Raw genomic sequence first — 13,772 nt, 5'->3', positions numbered from 1 at the left:
GGCTTCAACCATCGGTATTGATGCGCTTGGTCAGTGCCGCCAGTACCTTGGCTGCATCGTCATTGCTGACCTGGCAGGTACCGGCCGCCTGGTGGCCGCCGCCGCCGTACTGCAGGCACAGCTCGCCCACATTGGTCTTGGAGCCGCGGTCGAGGATGGACTTGCCGACGGCGAACACGGTGTTCTGCTTGTCCCGGCCCCATAGCACGTGGATGGAGATATTGGTCTCGGGGAAGAGGGCGTAGATCATGAAGCGGTTGGTGGCGTAGATGATCTCCTCATCGCGCAGGTCCAACACCGCCAGATTGCCGTGCACCGTGGTGCAGCGCTGGATCTGTTCCTTCGCCTTGGGTTCATGCTCGAAATACAGCTCCACCCGCTCGCGCACATCGGGCAGGGTCAGGATGTCCTCAATGCCGTGGCTGCGACAGTATTCGATCAGATCCATCATCAGCTGGTAGTTGCTGACGCGGAATTCACGGAAGCGCCCCAGGCCGGTGCGGGCGTCCATCAGGTAGTTGAGCAGCACCCAGCCCTCGGGGCTGAGTATCTCGTCGGCGGTGAAGTCGGCCGAGTCGCCCTTGTCCACCGCCTCCATCATGTCCTCACGCACGCGCGGGAAGGTCTTCTTGCCGCCGTAGTGGTCGTACACCACCCGTGCTGCCGAAGGGGCACTGGGGATGATGATGTGGTTGTCGCGCTTCTGGTTGCGCAGGGTCTCGGACAGGTGGTGGTCAAAGGCCAGGTGTATGCCCGGCACATAGGGCAGGTTGGTACTGATATCGCGCTCGCTGACGCTGATCTTGCCGTCCTGCATGTCCTTGGGGTGGACGAAGAGGATGTCGTCGATCATGTCCAGCTCCTTGAGCAGGACGGCGCAGACCAGGCCGTCGAAGTCGCTGCGGGTGATCAGGCGGTATTTCTGCTTGGACATGGAACGGCTCCTGGAGCGGTGGGCGGAGGCCGGCTTGGCCGGGTCAGGGGGATTCGACGATCGTGGCAGTGCTATAGCGGGCCAGGATCAGCTTCAGTTTCGGACTCGCCGCGAGTTTTTTCCAGGCCGCGTTCAATTTTGCCCAGCGCGCCGGTGCCAGTTGGCGTGATGCGAGCAGGCTCATCTCCAGCATGCCGGCCTGTAGCGGCTGCCAGCGCAGCTGATCGCTTACGCCCAACCGGTTGGCGGCGGCGGCCAGTGCCGGTTCAAAGCCGAAGACAAAGCGGCCGCGCCCGAGCAGCAGCTTCTGCAGCATCTGCTGGCTGTCTATGGGAGCGGCATCCAGGCTCAGGCCGGCTTGGCGCAGCAGATAGGCGTGTGGCGAAGAGCCAGGCGCGACCAGCACGACCGCTTCGTTGCCCAGCTCGGCCAGTTGCTCCAGATTGTCGATCTGCAAGGCCTCGTCGCGGCGGCCCAGGAGCCGCAGCCGGGCCGTGTGGATGGGCGGCTCCAGCATCTGGTAGCGCGCCAGCCGCTCGGGGGTACGGGCGCTCAGCGCCAGGTCGATGCGGCCGGCGTCCACCTCGGTGACCACCCGTTTGACCAGCAGCACCTGATTGAGGCCGGTGAAGCGCAGGCCTGGGTCGATGGACTCGAGCTCACGCAGGATGTCGATCTCTATACCGGCCGGCTCGCCCTCCACCAAGTAGCTGTACGGCGGAAAATTCCCCACCCCGACCCGCAGCGGCGGGTCCTGGGCCCAGGCTAGGCTGCCCAGGCAGAGCAGGAACCAGCGCAGCCACCGCATGTTGGCATCAGGTGTCGGATTGCTGCTTCACCACCTTCATGGCGGTCGCCACGATGCCGGCCACGTCGGCGGCATTGCTGGGCAGCAGCATGGTGGTGCTCTCCTTGGCGATATTGCCAAAGGCTCCGATGTATTGCTCCGCCACCTTGAGGTTGACCGCCTCCATGCCGCCGGGTTGGCGTATGGTCTGCGCCACCATATGGATGGCCTCGGCGGTGGCGCGCGCTACCAGTCGGATCGACTCGGCCTCGCCCTCGGCGCGGTTGATGGCGGCCTGCTTGTCGCCTTCGGAGGCGTTGATCTGTGCCTGCTTCTCGCCCTCAGAGCGCTGGATGGCCGATTCGCGCTGGCCGGTGGCGATATTGATCTGTTCCTGCTTGCGGCCTTCCGAGGCGGCAATCAGGGCGCGCTTCTCGCGCTCAGCGGTGATCTGCGCCTGCATGGAGTGCAGGATCTCCTTGGGCGGGGTGAGGTCCTTGATCTCGTAGCGCAGCACCTTCACGCCCCAGTTGGCCGCCGCTTCGTCGAGCGCTGCCACCACGCCGCTGTTGATATGGTCGCGTTCCTCGAAGGTCTTGTCGAGCTCCATGCGGCCGACGATGGAGCGCAGCGTGGTCTGCGCCAGCTGGGTGATGGCGACCACATAGTTGCTGGAGCCGTAGGAGGCCAGCTGCGGGTCGGTGATCTGGAAGTAGAGGATGCCGTCCACCTGCAGCTGGGTGTTGTCCTTGGTGATACAGATCTGGCTCGGTACGTCGAGCGGGATCTCGCGCAGGTCGTGCCGGTAGGCAATGCGGTCGACAAAGGGGACGACGATATTGAGGCCGGGGTTCAAGAGACCGTGGAAGCGGCCCAGTCGCTCGACCAGGAAGGCGTGCTGCTGCGGCACCACCTTGAGCGACTTCAGGGCAAAGATCAGGGCAACGACAAAGAGTACGACGGCGATTTCCATCTAGCCTCCCAGGCAAACAGTTTTCTATCTCTCTATATATGTGACTTGGCGTCGTACGTGCTATGCGAGCGTTTGAAACAGTCCATTCAAAGCGCGGACGAGCGCCAGCGAGGTTCCCCGCGGCGGCGGGGCGGAGGGGTGTGGATAAAACAGGGGGAGCCCACCGTATCAGGTTTCTCTGTCACCCGGCGCCGGGTTTCCCTGGCACCTGCGCTACCCTCTACCCGTATCTATGATCTATTTCCTGGCAGGCTATCAGCGTTGCCCGGCCGGCGGGGCCTTGGCAACGAGCAGGGTATTGCCGCGCTGGCCGACGATATAGAGGGTGGAAGGTTGCTCACCCAGTTCGGTGGCGAGTTCGGCATCCCAGTCCGAACCGCGATAGCGCACGCGGGCCTGGGTGGCGGACTTCCAGCTGGAGACTTCGACCTGCTGGCCGAGGTCGTAGGCGTGATTGTCGGCGGCCGGTTTGACGATGGGATGACGGCGCAGCCAGAGCGTGCCGCCAACGGCGCAGACCGCGGCAGCGATCAGCTGGGGCGGCAGGCCCAAGCCCAGCCAGGCAACGACGCCACCCACGGCGGCCGAAATGCCGTACACGAGGAGATAGAAGGTGCCGGTGAGCATCTCTGCCCCTGCCAGCGCCAGGCCCAGGACCAACCAGACTGCGTAGTTTTGCATTGCCTGCTTTTCGTGGTGGAAGAAACCCGTGTTTGCCGCTGTTATATCGCGCCCTTGTGCCGCCCGCTAGGGGCTGTCATCAACTATTCACGGCGCCGACGGCATGATGGCCTGGGGCCGCTTGGCGGTCTGTGGCGGCGCTGTTGGCGGGTTGGACTGGTTTTGTCGTACAATACCGCCCTTTGCCGTTCATTTTCAGGCACTTAACACCATGCTCTACCCCGAACGTTTCGATGTGATCGTGATCGGTGGCGGCCACGCCGGCACCGAAGCTGCGCTGGCTGCCGCCCGTATGGGCGTGCGCACGCTGTTGCTCAGCCACAATATCGAGACACTGGGGCAGATGAGCTGCAATCCCTCGATCGGCGGCATCGGCAAGGGCCACCTGGTCAAGGAAGTGGATGCCCTGGGCGGCGCCATGGCGCTGGCCACCGATATGGGTGGCATCCAGTTCCGTACCCTCAATTCCAGCAAGGGCCCGGCGGTGCGTGCTACCCGCGCCCAGGCCGACCGCGTGCTGTACAAGGCTGCCATCCGCAGCATGCTGGAGAACCAGCCCAACCTGACCCTGTTCCAGCAGGCCGTCGACGACATCGTGGTCGAAGGCGAGAAGGTGGTGGGCGTGGTGACCCAGATTGGCATTCGCTTTGAGGCGCCGACCGTGGTGCTGACTGCCGGCACCTTTTTGGCCGGCAAGATCCACGTCGGCCTGGAGAACCACACCGGTGGCCGCGCCGGCGACCCGGCCTCGGTCACGCTGTCCTCGCGCCTGCGCGAGCTGCAGCTGCCGGTGGGCCGGCTCAAGACCGGCACCCCGCCGCGCATCGACGGCCGCAGCATCGACTTCAGCGTGCTGGAAGCCCAGCCGGGCGACGACCCCACTCCCGTGTTCTCGGTCCGTGGCAACCGCGCCATGCACCCGCAGCAGCTGCCGTGCTGGATTACCCACACCAACGAGCGCACCCACGAGATCATCCGCAGCGGCTTTGACCGTTCGCCCATGTTCACCGGCGTGATCGAAGGGGTGGGCCCGCGCTACTGCCCGTCCATCGAGGACAAGATCAACCGCTTCGCCGACAAGGACTCGCACCAGATCTTCCTGGAGCCGGAAGGTCTGCAGACCCACGAGTTCTACCCCAATGGCATCAGCACCTCGCTGCCCTTTGATATCCAGCTGGCGGCAGTGCGCTCCATCCGAGGCCTCGAACAGGCGCATATCCTGCGCCCGGGCTATGCGATCGAGTACGACTACTTCGACCCGCGCGCGCTCAAGGCCACCTTCGAGAGCAAGGCCATCAACGGCCTCTTCTTCGCCGGCCAGATCAATGGCACCACCGGCTACGAGGAGGCAGCAGCCCAGGGCCTGTTCGCCGGCCTCAATGCCGCCCTGCAGGTACAGGGCAAGGAAGGCTGGACTCCAGCCCGCGACCAGGCCTACCTGGGCGTGCTGGTCGACGACCTGATCACCCGTGGCGTGTCCGAGCCCTACCGCATGTTCACCAGCCGGGCCGAATTCCGCCTGCAGTTGCGCGAGGACAACGCCGACCTGCGCCTGACCGAAGACGGCCGCCGCCTGGGAGTGGTGGGGGACGAGCAGTGGGAACTGTTTTGTAAAAAGCGCGACGCCGTGGCGGCCGAGCTGGAGCGGCTGCGCTCCACCTGGGTCAACCCGCGGCTGGTGAGTGCCGAGGACGCCGAGCGGGTGCTGGGCCAGAGCATCGAGCGTGAATACACCCTGGAACAACTCTTGCGTCGCCCCAACGTGGACTATGGCAAGCTGATGACCCTGCCGGTGGCCGGCGAGGCGGTCAGCGACCCCCTGGTGGCCGAGCAGGTGGAGATCCAGGTCAAGTACGCCGGCTATGTGGAGCGGCAGAAGGATGAAGTAGCCCGCCACAGCGAGATCGAAGCCGTGCGCTTGCCCTCGGACCTCGACTACGGCAAGGTACCGGGGCTGTCCAAGGAAGTGCAGCAGCGCCTGACAGAGGCGCGGCCCGAGACGCTGGGCCAGGCATCGCGATTGCAAGGCATGACGCCGGCAGCCATCGGGCTGCTGCTGGTACATCTGAAACGCGGCTTCAAAGCCGCCCAAGACGATAAAACGACCAAGACCGCATGATCGGCCAACAACAAGAAGCGCAACTCAGGGACGGATTGCAGGCCATGGGCCTGTCGCTCGACGACGCGACGGTGGGCCGCCTGCTGGCCTACCTCGGCCTGCTCCTGAAATGGAACAAGACCTATAGCCTGACCGCCATCACCGAGCCGGAGCGCATGGTCTCGCACCATCTACTCGACAGCCTGGCGGCACTGGCGCCGGTGGCCGCAAGGCAACCGCAGCGCCTCTTGGACGTAGGCAGCGGCGGCGGCCAGCCGGGCATCCCCTTCGCCATTGTGCGGCCGGACTGGCAGATCACCCTGCTCGACAGCAACCACAAGAAGACCGCCTTCTTGCAGCAGGCCGTGATCGAGCTTGGTCTCAAACAGGTCAAGGTGGTCTGCGACCGGGTCGAGAACGTGGCTGCCGAGGGCGGTTATGACCTGATCACCTCGCGTGCCTTTGCCGACCTGGCCGACTTTGCCCGCCTGACCCGTCACCTCCTGGCGCCCAAGGGCGTCTGGGCCGCGCTCAAGGGCGTGCAGCCCTTTGAAGAGATCGCCGCCCTGCCGGCCGACGTGCAGCAACGCATCGAACCCCTGACCGTGCCGGGCCTGGGTGCCGAGCGTTGCATCGTCTGGATGGAGCTTTCCGCATGAGCCGCATCCTCGCGATCACCAACCAGAAGGGCGGCGTCGGCAAGACCACCAGCGCGGTCAACCTGGCGGCCGGTTTGGCGCAGGCCGGCAAGCGGGTGCTGCTGATCGACCTTGACCCCCAGGGCAATGCCACCATGGGTTGCGGCGTGGACAAGCAGGCGCTGGGCCGCAGTGTCTATCACCTCCTGCTGGGCCATGCCGAGCTGGAGGATGTACGGGTGACCACCGAGCATGGCTTCGACATCCTGCCCGCCAACCGTGAACTGGGCGGCGCCGAGGTCGAGCTGATCGAGGTGGAGCACCGCGAGGTGCGGCTGCGCCTGGCGCTGGACAATGTGCGCCAGCAGTACGACTTCGTGCTCATCGACTGCCCGCCGGCGCTCAATATGCTGACCCTGAACGGGCTGGCCGCCGCCGATGGCGTGGTTATCCCCATGCAGTGCGAGTACTACGCGCTGGAAGGCTTGACCGACCTCGTCAACACCCTGCGCAAGGTGCGTCTGGCGATCAACCCGCGCATCGAGATCGACGGCTTGTTGCGCACGCTCTATGACCCGCGCTCGACCCTGGCGCAGCAAGTGGTGGCGCAGTTGGCGCAGCACTTTGGCGACAAGGTCTTCAAGACCGTGATCCCCCGTAATATCCGCTTGGCCGAGGCTCCGAGCTTCGGTCAGCCGATTTTCTCCTATGACAAGTCCTCGCGCGGTGCGCAGGCATACCGCGAGCTGGCCGACGAGCTGATCGCGCGCTTTGGAAAGTAATCAAGATGGCCAAACTCAAAGGTCTGGGACGAGGTCTGGACGCGCTGCTGGGTTCCGCCGCGCCGGCTGACGACAAACTGCAGACACTGCCGGTGCACCGCCTGCAACCGGGCAAGTACCAGCCGCGCAGTCATATGGACGAGCACGCGCTGGCCGACCTCGCCGAAAGCATCCGCACCCAGGGCGTGATCCAGCCCATCCTGGTGCGCGAGCTGGGCGTGGACCGCTACGAGATCATCGCGGGTGAGCGCCGCTGGCGCGCCTCGCAAAAGGCCGGCCTGACCGAGGTACCGGTGGTGGTGCGCAAGGTCAGCGACGAAGTGGTGCTGGTCATGGCGCTGATCGAGAACATCCAGCGCGAGAACCTCAATCCGCTGGAAGAAGCCATCGGCCTGCAACGCCTGATCGACGAATTCGGCATGACTCACGAGGCTTGCGCCCATGCGGTGGGCAAGTCGCGCTCGGCGGTCACCAACCTCTTGCGCCTCCTGAACCTGGCCGAGCCCGTGCGCGAGCAGCTGATGCAGGGCGCGCTGGACATGGGTCACGCCCGTGCACTCCTGAGCCTGCCGGTGCTCAAGCAGATCGAGACCGCCAAGCTGGTGGCCGAGAAGGGCCTGTCGGTACGCGAGACCGAAAAGCTGGTGCAGACCCTGCTGGCCGGCCGGCCGGCGCCGGCCGCCGTGGTGCAGAAGAAGGTGGACCCGGACCTCGCCCGCCTGCAGACCGACCTCTCGGACAAGCTCGGCGCCAAGGTGCAGATCGCCGCAGGCCGCAAGGGCCGCGGCAAGATGACTATCGAGTATGGTTCGCTGGACCAGCTCGATACCATCCTTGAGTTGCTCGGCAAGTAACTTACCCGGCGGCGCGTAGTCACGCGCCGCCACCTACCAGATGGAATTAGCCCGAAAAAACAGGCGATTACGCCCTGTTATCGGGCGTTCGGCTTGACCTATGCACCAACACAACGCTAATATCCGCGAGTTTTCTCGGCCGCTTGATCCGGCCGAAAAACTGAGGAAACAGATACGCGCCGTGCTGCTCGTGATGTCGATCCTGACCGGGATCGTTGCCGCGACAGCATTTTTTATCGCCGATGCCAAAGCGATGCTCGCCGCCCTAGCCGGTGGCTTGAGCCAGATCGCAGCGGTATTTGCCTACGGCCGGATCAGCCGATTCCGAGGAATTCCGGCTCCGAAAGCGATGCTCGCCCAGTTTCTGCTGGCGGAAATCGTCAAGCTCATTGTCGCGCTGATGCTCTTGCTCGCCGGCTTTGTGTTTTTCGGAGCGAATGCGCTGTGGTTTGCCGGCGCATTCGTGGTCGCCCTGGCGGCCTACTTGCTGGTACTTATTTCCAAATAAATCTTTACTCAAACACTATGTCGGCTGAACACCACGCACCCGCCAACGCGACAGAATACATCCAGCATCACCTGCTGAACCTGCGCGCCAATTACGACCTCGCCGCCAACGATCCGGGCAACATCCACCTCGATACCTTCTGGATCGCCCTCTTGCTGGGCTTCCTGTTCGTGGCGGTCTTCGGCCTGGTGGCCCGCCGCGCTTCGGTGGACAAGCCTTCCAAGTTCCAGCTCTTCGTCGAGATGATCGTCGAAATGGTTCACGCCAATGCCAAGGAAATCTTCCACGGCAAGAGCACCATCGTTGCCCCGCTGGGCCTGACCGTGTTCATGTGGGTTGTGCTCATGAACGCCATGGACTTCCTGCCTGTGGACCTGCTGCCGCGCGTCGGCGCCTGGTTCGGTCTGCAACACCTGAAGGTCGTGCCCACCGCCGACATCAACCAGGGTCTGGCCATGTCGCTGTCCGTGGTGCTGCTGTCCATCGGCCTCGGCATCCAGGCCAAGGGCTTTGTCGGCTTCTTCGTGGAATTCTTCACTGCTCCGTTCCACGCCGACAACATCGTGATGAAGATCATCCTGCTGCCGGTCAACGCCGCCATGCAGTGTATCGAATACGGTTCGCGCATCCTGTCGCTGGCCCTGCGTCTCGTCGGCAACATGTTCGCCGGTGAACTGGTGTTCATGCTGATCGCGCTCTTGGGCATGGGTTGGACCGGTTTTGACGCCGGCTCCCTGCTGGGTGCTTTCGGCCAGGTGGTTGCCGGTTCGGTGTGGGCCATCTTCCACATCCTGATCGTGGTGCTGCAGGCCTACATCTTCATGATGCTGACCATTGTGTACTGCGGCCTCGCCGTTGAAGATCACTAAGACAATTTCGTTTCACTTTTTTCTTTAAATCACCATCCTCACTAGGAGTAACAAATGGAACACGCAGTCCTGATCGCTAACGTTCAGCAATTCACCGCTATCGCCATCGGCCTGATGATTGGTCTGGCAGGCGTTGGCGCCGCTATCGGCGTGGCTCTGGTTGGTGCCAAGTTCCTGGAAGGCGCTGCTCGCCAGCCGGAATCCGCTGCTGCCCTGCAACCCAAGCTGTTCGTTATCGCCGGTCTGGTTGACGCCATCTTCATTATCGCCGTTGCTGTGGCCCTGATGTTCGCCTTCGGTAACCCGCTGGTCGCTCTGATTCGCTAATCGTTAACCCCCGTTTAATCGAAAGGGTTAATCCATGAATCCGAACGCAACCCTGTTTTTGCAGGCGTTGGTCTTTGCGATTCTGGTGCTGGTAACGTGGAAGTTCATTTGGCCTCCACTGGTCGCTGCACTGGATGAGCGTGCCAAGCGCATCGCCGACGGCCTGTCCGCCGCCGACCGCGCCAAGCACGACCTCGAGCTCGCTGAAAAGCGCGCTGCCGAGGAACTGCGTAAGGCCAAGTCGCAAGCCTCCGAAATCATTGCCCAAGCCGAAAAGCGCGCCAGCCAGATCGTGGAAGAAGCCAAGGACGCAGCTCGCGTCGAAGGCGACCGCCTGATCGCCGGTGCCAAGGCCGAAGTTGACCAGCAAGTTCACCAAGCCAAGGAGACCCTGCGTCAGCAAGTGTCCGCCCTGGCCGTTGCCGGCGCAGAGAAGATCCTGCGCAAGGAAGTGGATGCCGCGCGTCACGCCGACCTCTTGGCTTCCCTGAAAGCGGAGCTGTAAACGCTCATGGCTGAACTCATTACCGTCGCAAGACCCTACGCCGAAGCCGTGTTCCGGCTGGCGAAGGAAGCGAACAGCCTGCCGGCCTGGTCGGAGGCGCTGGCTGTGTTGGCCGCCGCCGCGCAAGACCCGCTGGCAGTCGAGTTCGCCGCCAATCCGAAGTTCTCCGCGAGCCAAGTACAAGCGCTCCTGACCGAACTCCTGGGCGCGCGCGCCACCCCGCAGGTGAGCAACTTCGTTGCCACCGTGCTGGAGAGCCGCCGCTTTGCCCTGCTGCCTGCCATTGCCGAGCTGTTCGAGCAACTGAAGGCCGCAGAAGAGGGTTCGGTTACGGCGCACATCGAGTCGGCCTTCGAGTTGACCGCTGCCCAGCTGGACGAGATCAAGTCCATCCTGACCGCGCGCGTCGGCAAGAAGATCGAGACCACCGTCAGCCTCAACGCCGATCTGATCGGCGGCGTGCGCATGACCGTGGGCGATGACGTCATCGACGCCTCGGTGCGTGGCAAGCTGGCAGCCCTCGCGGCTCGCCTCACCAGTTAGGAGTGCAAACAATGCAATTGAATCCGTCCGAGATCAGCGACCTGATCAAGAGCAAGATTCAGAACCTGTCCGCTGGCGCAGAAAGCCGCACGACCGGTACCGTGGTCTCGGTGACCGACGGCATCGTCCGCGTGCACGGCCTGTCTGAAGTCATGCAGGGCGAAATGCTCGAATTCGCGGGCAACACCTTCGGTCTCGCACTGAACCTGGAGCGTGACTCCGTTGGCGCCGTTATTCTGGGCGACTACGAGCACATCTCCGAAGGTTCGGAAGTGAAGTGCACCGGCCGTATCCTGGAAGTGCCGGTTGGTCCGGAACTGAAGGGTCGTGTCGTTAACGCACTGGGCCAGCCTATCGACGGCAAGGGTCCGATCAACGCGACCAGCAGCAGCCCGATCGAAAAGATCGCCCCGGGCGTTATTGCCCGTCAATCGGTGTCGCAGCCGCTGCAAACCGGTATCAAGGCCATTGACGCCATGGTGCCGGTCGGCCGTGGTCAGCGTGAGCTGATCATTGGTGACCGCCAGACCGGCAAGACCGCTGTTGCCCTCGACGCCATCATCAACCAGAAGGGTAACGGCGTTACCTGTATCTACGTTGCGATCGGCCAGAAGGCTTCCTCGATCGCCAACGTGGTGCGCAAGCTGGAAGAACACGGCGCCCTGGACCACACCATCGTGGTGGCCGCCTCGGCTTCCGAATCGGCCGCGATGCAGTATCTGTCGCCCTACGCCGGTTGCGCCATGGGTGAATACTTCCGCGACATCGGCGAAGATGCGCTGATCGTGTACGACGACTTGTCCAAGCAAGCCGTTGCTTACCGTCAGATCTCGCTGCTGCTGCGTCGTCCGCCGGGCCGTGAAGCCTACCCGGGTGATGTGTTCTACATCCACTCGCGTCTGCTCGAGCGTGCATCGCGCGTCAACGAAGACTACATCGAGAAGATCACCAACGGCGCCGTGAAGGGCAAGACCGGTTCGCTGACCGCCCTGCCTATCATCGAAACCCAAGCCGGTGACGTGTCCGCCTTCGTGCCAACCAACGTGATCTCGATTACCGACGGCCAGATCTTCCTGGAATCGGACCTGTTCAACGCTGGTATCCGCCCCGCCATCAACGCCGGTATCTCGGTGTCGCGCGTCGGTGGTGCAGCCCAGACCAAGGTCGTCAAGAAGCTCGCCGGTGGTATCCGTACCGCTCTGGCCCAGTACCGTGAACTCGCTGCCTTTGCCCAGTTTGCTTCCGACCTCGACGAAGCAACCCGCAAGCAGCTGGACCGCGGCCGTCTGGTGACCGAACTCCTGAAGCAAGGCCAATACGCCCCGTTCAAGGTGTCGCAGCTGTCCGTGACCCTGTACGCCGTGGAAAAGGGCCTGGCCGATGACGTTCCGGTCGAGAAGGCCTTGGCCTTCGAAGCCGCGCTGTATGCCTATGTGAAGGCCAACCATGCTGAAATCATCGCTGAGATGGACGGCAAGGGTGAGCTGTCTGGCGACAACGACAAGAAGCTGGCGGAAGCCATCAAGTCGTTCAAGGCCAACGGCGCTTTCTGATTTGATCTAACGAGAGAAAGGTCAAGTCATGGCAGGCGGCAAGGAAATACGCAACAAGATCAAGAGCGTGCAAAACACGCGCAAGATCACCCGCGCCATGGAAATGGTGGCCGCGTCCAAGATGCGCAAGGCCCAGACCCGGATGAAGGCGGCTCGTCCTTACGGTGAAAAAATCCGTAATGTGACCGCCCATCTGGCCCAGGCCCTGCAGGACTACGCCCACCCCTTCCTGACCAAGCGTGCGCAAGTGAAGCGCGCCGGCATTATCGTGGTTACGACCGACAAGGGCCTGTGCGGCGGCCTCAACACCAACGTGTTGCGCACCGCACTGGGTCAGATGAAGGCTTGGCAACAAGCCGGCATCGAAGTCGATGTCACCGCCATCGGTAACAAGGGCTTTGGCTTCATGCAGCGCGCTGGCGCGCGTGTGACTTCGCATGTCACGCAGCTCGGCGACACGCCGCACCTCGACAAACTGATCGGCCCGGTCAAGGTCATGCTCGACGCATACCTGGCTGGCCAGATCGACGAACTGCATATCGTCTACACCCGCTTCATCAACACGATGCGGCAGGAACCGGTGATGGAACAACTCCTGCCGGTGCCGGCAGACCGGATGAAACCGGTCAGCGAGCACCCGTTCGAGTACATCTACGAACCGGCGCCCGAAGTGGTGATCGACGATCTGCTGGTGCGTTACATCGAGGCGCTGGTGTACCAGGCAGTGTCCGAAAACATCGCTTCCGAACAAAGCGCGCGGATGGTGGCCATGAAGGCCGCTTCCGACAACGCCGGAACGGTGATTGATGAGCTCAAGCTGGTCTACAACAAGACCCGCCAGGCAGCCATCACCAAGGAACTGTCGGAAATCGTCGCCGGCGCCGCCGCGGTCTGATCGCAGCGCGGAACAGTATTTAACATTAAGGAATGCAACGATGAGCCAAGGTAAAATCGTGCAAATCATTGGCCCGGTGGTCGACGTGGAATTCCCGCGCGACGCCATGCCGAAGGTATTTGACGCGCTGACGCTGGCCAACCCGGAACTGACGCTGGAAGTTCAGCAGCAACTGGGTGATGGCGTAGTCCGTGCGATCGCCATGGGTTCGACCGATGGCGTGAAGCGCGGTCTGGCCGTGCAGAACACTGGCAACCCGATCTCGGTGCCGGTGGGCAAGGCTACGCTGGGTCGTATCATGGACGTGCTGGGCAACCCGGTGGACGAAGTCGGTCCCGTGGTCGCCGAAGAGCGCTGGTCCATCCACCGCAAGGCCCCGAGCTTCGACGAGCTGAACCAGACCGTCGACCTGCTCGAGACCGGTATCAAGGTGATCGACCTGATCTGCCCGTTCGCCAAGGGCGGCAAGGTGGGTCTGTTCGGTGGCGCCGGTGTGGGCAAGACCGTGAACATGCTGGAACTCATCAACAACATCGCCAAGGCTCACTCGGGTCTGTCGGTGTTCGCTGGTGTGGGTGAGCGTACTCGTGAAGGTAACGACTTCTATCACGAAATGGCTGACTCCGGCGTTATCAAGCTGGACAACCTGGCCGAATCCAAGGTCGCCATGGTTTACGGCCAGATGAACGAGCCCCCGGGCAACCGTCTGCGCGCTGCGCTGACCGGTCTGACCATGGCCGAGTACTTCCGCGACGAGAAGGACGAAAACGGCAAGGGCCGTGACGTGCTGTTCTTCGTGGACAACATCTACCGTTACACCCTGGC

General features: G+C 62.9%; 15 protein-coding genes and 1 pseudogene. 12 read left to right on the top strand and 4 right to left on the bottom strand.

Going from position 1 to position 13,772, the window contains the following annotated elements; all coding sequences use genetic code 11:
* Window positions 1-4: 4 nt before the first annotated feature.
* The 4 genes from VIM95_RS07980 to VIM95_RS07965 form a co-directional block, all read right to left on the bottom strand.
* Window positions 5-934, bottom strand: a complete 930-nt coding sequence (locus VIM95_RS07980) for an exopolyphosphatase (RefSeq protein WP_331984506.1) — start codon at window positions 932-934, stop codon at window positions 5-7.
* Between the two features lie 43 nt (window positions 935-977).
* Window positions 978-1,742: a substrate-binding periplasmic protein gene (locus VIM95_RS07975; protein ID WP_331984505.1), complete on the bottom strand. Its 765-nt coding sequence runs from the start codon at window positions 1,740-1,742 to the stop codon at window positions 978-980.
* A 7-nt stretch (window positions 1,743-1,749) separates the two neighbouring features.
* On the bottom strand, window positions 1,750-2,694 hold the full coding sequence (locus VIM95_RS07970) for a stomatin-like protein (protein ID WP_331984504.1): 945 nt from the start codon (window positions 2,692-2,694) through the stop codon (window positions 1,750-1,752).
* A 255-nt stretch (window positions 2,695-2,949) separates the two neighbouring features.
* Complete coding sequence (locus VIM95_RS07965) at window positions 2,950-3,375, bottom strand: NfeD family protein (RefSeq protein ID WP_331984503.1); 426 nt, start codon at window positions 3,373-3,375, stop codon at window positions 2,950-2,952.
* A 211-nt stretch (window positions 3,376-3,586) separates the two neighbouring features.
* On the opposite strand from VIM95_RS07965, the gene mnmG reads away from it, so the two are divergent.
* The 12 genes and pseudogenes from mnmG to VIM95_RS07905 form a co-directional block, all read left to right on the top strand.
* On the top strand, window positions 3,587-5,494 hold the full coding sequence (mnmG, locus tag VIM95_RS07960; RefSeq protein ID WP_331984502.1) for a tRNA uridine-5-carboxymethylaminomethyl(34) synthesis enzyme MnmG: 1,908 nt from the start codon (window positions 3,587-3,589) through the stop codon (window positions 5,492-5,494).
* Window positions 5,491-6,132, top strand: a complete 642-nt coding sequence (gene rsmG, locus VIM95_RS07955; RefSeq protein WP_331984501.1) for a 16S rRNA (guanine(527)-N(7))-methyltransferase RsmG — start codon at window positions 5,491-5,493, stop codon at window positions 6,130-6,132. The genes mnmG and rsmG overlap by 4 nt, the downstream gene beginning before the upstream one ends.
* Window positions 6,129-6,893: a ParA family protein gene (locus VIM95_RS07950; RefSeq protein WP_331984500.1), complete on the top strand. Its 765-nt coding sequence runs from the start codon at window positions 6,129-6,131 to the stop codon at window positions 6,891-6,893. Before rsmG ends, VIM95_RS07950 begins: the two co-directional genes overlap by 4 nt.
* Before the next feature lie 5 nt (window positions 6,894-6,898).
* Window positions 6,899-7,747 (top strand): ParB/RepB/Spo0J family partition protein, encoded by an 849-nt coding sequence (locus VIM95_RS07945; RefSeq protein WP_331984499.1) that lies wholly within the window; start codon window positions 6,899-6,901, stop codon window positions 7,745-7,747.
* Window positions 7,748-7,847: 100 nt separating this feature from the next.
* On the top strand, window positions 7,848-8,255 hold the full coding sequence (locus tag VIM95_RS07940) for a hypothetical protein (protein ID WP_331984498.1): 408 nt from the start codon (window positions 7,848-7,850) through the stop codon (window positions 8,253-8,255).
* A 17-nt stretch (window positions 8,256-8,272) separates the two neighbouring features.
* Window positions 8,273-9,124: a F0F1 ATP synthase subunit A gene (gene atpB, locus VIM95_RS07935; protein ID WP_331984497.1), complete on the top strand. Its 852-nt coding sequence runs from the start codon at window positions 8,273-8,275 to the stop codon at window positions 9,122-9,124.
* Window positions 9,125-9,178: 54 nt separating this feature from the next.
* On the top strand, window positions 9,179-9,451 hold the full coding sequence (gene atpE, locus VIM95_RS07930) for a F0F1 ATP synthase subunit C (protein ID WP_331984496.1): 273 nt from the start codon (window positions 9,179-9,181) through the stop codon (window positions 9,449-9,451).
* Window positions 9,452-9,485: 34 nt separating this feature from the next.
* Window positions 9,486-9,956, top strand: coding sequence for a F0F1 ATP synthase subunit B (locus VIM95_RS07925; RefSeq protein ID WP_331984495.1), 471 nt, complete (start codon window positions 9,486-9,488; stop codon window positions 9,954-9,956).
* Window positions 9,957-9,962: 6 nt separating this feature from the next.
* Window positions 9,963-10,499 (top strand): F0F1 ATP synthase subunit delta, encoded by a 537-nt coding sequence (locus VIM95_RS07920; RefSeq protein ID WP_331984494.1) that lies wholly within the window; start codon window positions 9,963-9,965, stop codon window positions 10,497-10,499.
* Between the two features lie 11 nt (window positions 10,500-10,510).
* Window positions 10,511-12,052 carry a F0F1 ATP synthase subunit alpha gene (atpA, locus tag VIM95_RS07915; protein ID WP_331984493.1) on the top strand — a complete coding sequence of 514 codons (1,542 nt, stop codon included), beginning with the start codon at window positions 10,511-10,513 and terminating at the stop codon, window positions 12,050-12,052.
* Window positions 12,053-12,080: 28 nt separating this feature from the next.
* Window positions 12,081-12,947, top strand: coding sequence for a F0F1 ATP synthase subunit gamma (gene atpG / locus VIM95_RS07910; RefSeq protein WP_331984492.1), 867 nt, complete (start codon window positions 12,081-12,083; stop codon window positions 12,945-12,947).
* Between the two features lie 40 nt (window positions 12,948-12,987).
* Window positions 12,988-13,772: pseudogene (locus VIM95_RS07905) on the top strand (F0F1 ATP synthase subunit beta); the annotation flags it as partial.

It is taken from the genome of Chitinimonas sp., from assembly GCF_036568685.1.
Lineage (GTDB): Bacteria > Pseudomonadota > Gammaproteobacteria > Burkholderiales > Chitinimonadaceae > Chitinimonas.
Note: the sequence above shows the minus strand (reverse complement) of the source record. Positions and strands in the feature narration are given on the sequence as shown.

Coding starts and splice junctions, on each gene's coding strand:
- VIM95_RS07970 (WP_331984504.1), bottom strand. CDS start 2,694: ATGGAAATCGCCGTCGTACTCTTTGTCGTTGCCCTGATCTTTGCCCTG.
- VIM95_RS07940 (WP_331984498.1), top strand. CDS start 7,848: ATGCACCAACACAACGCTAATATCCGCGAGTTTTCTCGGCCGCTTGAT.
- atpB (WP_331984497.1), top strand. CDS start 8,273: ATGTCGGCTGAACACCACGCACCCGCCAACGCGACAGAATACATCCAG.
- atpA (WP_331984493.1), top strand. CDS start 10,511: ATGCAATTGAATCCGTCCGAGATCAGCGACCTGATCAAGAGCAAGATT.
- VIM95_RS07980 (WP_331984506.1), bottom strand. CDS start 934: ATGTCCAAGCAGAAATACCGCCTGATCACCCGCAGCGACTTCGACGGC.
- VIM95_RS07920 (WP_331984494.1), top strand. CDS start 9,963: ATGGCTGAACTCATTACCGTCGCAAGACCCTACGCCGAAGCCGTGTTC.
- VIM95_RS07975 (WP_331984505.1), bottom strand. CDS start 1,742: ATGCGGTGGCTGCGCTGGTTCCTGCTCTGCCTGGGCAGCCTAGCCTGG.
- VIM95_RS07925 (WP_331984495.1), top strand. CDS start 9,486: ATGAATCCGAACGCAACCCTGTTTTTGCAGGCGTTGGTCTTTGCGATT.
- mnmG (WP_331984502.1), top strand. CDS start 3,587: ATGCTCTACCCCGAACGTTTCGATGTGATCGTGATCGGTGGCGGCCAC.
- VIM95_RS07945 (WP_331984499.1), top strand. CDS start 6,899: ATGGCCAAACTCAAAGGTCTGGGACGAGGTCTGGACGCGCTGCTGGGT.
- atpE (WP_331984496.1), top strand. CDS start 9,179: ATGGAACACGCAGTCCTGATCGCTAACGTTCAGCAATTCACCGCTATC.
- VIM95_RS07950 (WP_331984500.1), top strand. CDS start 6,129: ATGAGCCGCATCCTCGCGATCACCAACCAGAAGGGCGGCGTCGGCAAG.
- rsmG (WP_331984501.1), top strand. CDS start 5,491: ATGATCGGCCAACAACAAGAAGCGCAACTCAGGGACGGATTGCAGGCC.
- atpG (WP_331984492.1), top strand. CDS start 12,081: ATGGCAGGCGGCAAGGAAATACGCAACAAGATCAAGAGCGTGCAAAAC.
- VIM95_RS07965 (WP_331984503.1), bottom strand. CDS start 3,375: ATGCAAAACTACGCAGTCTGGTTGGTCCTGGGCCTGGCGCTGGCAGGG.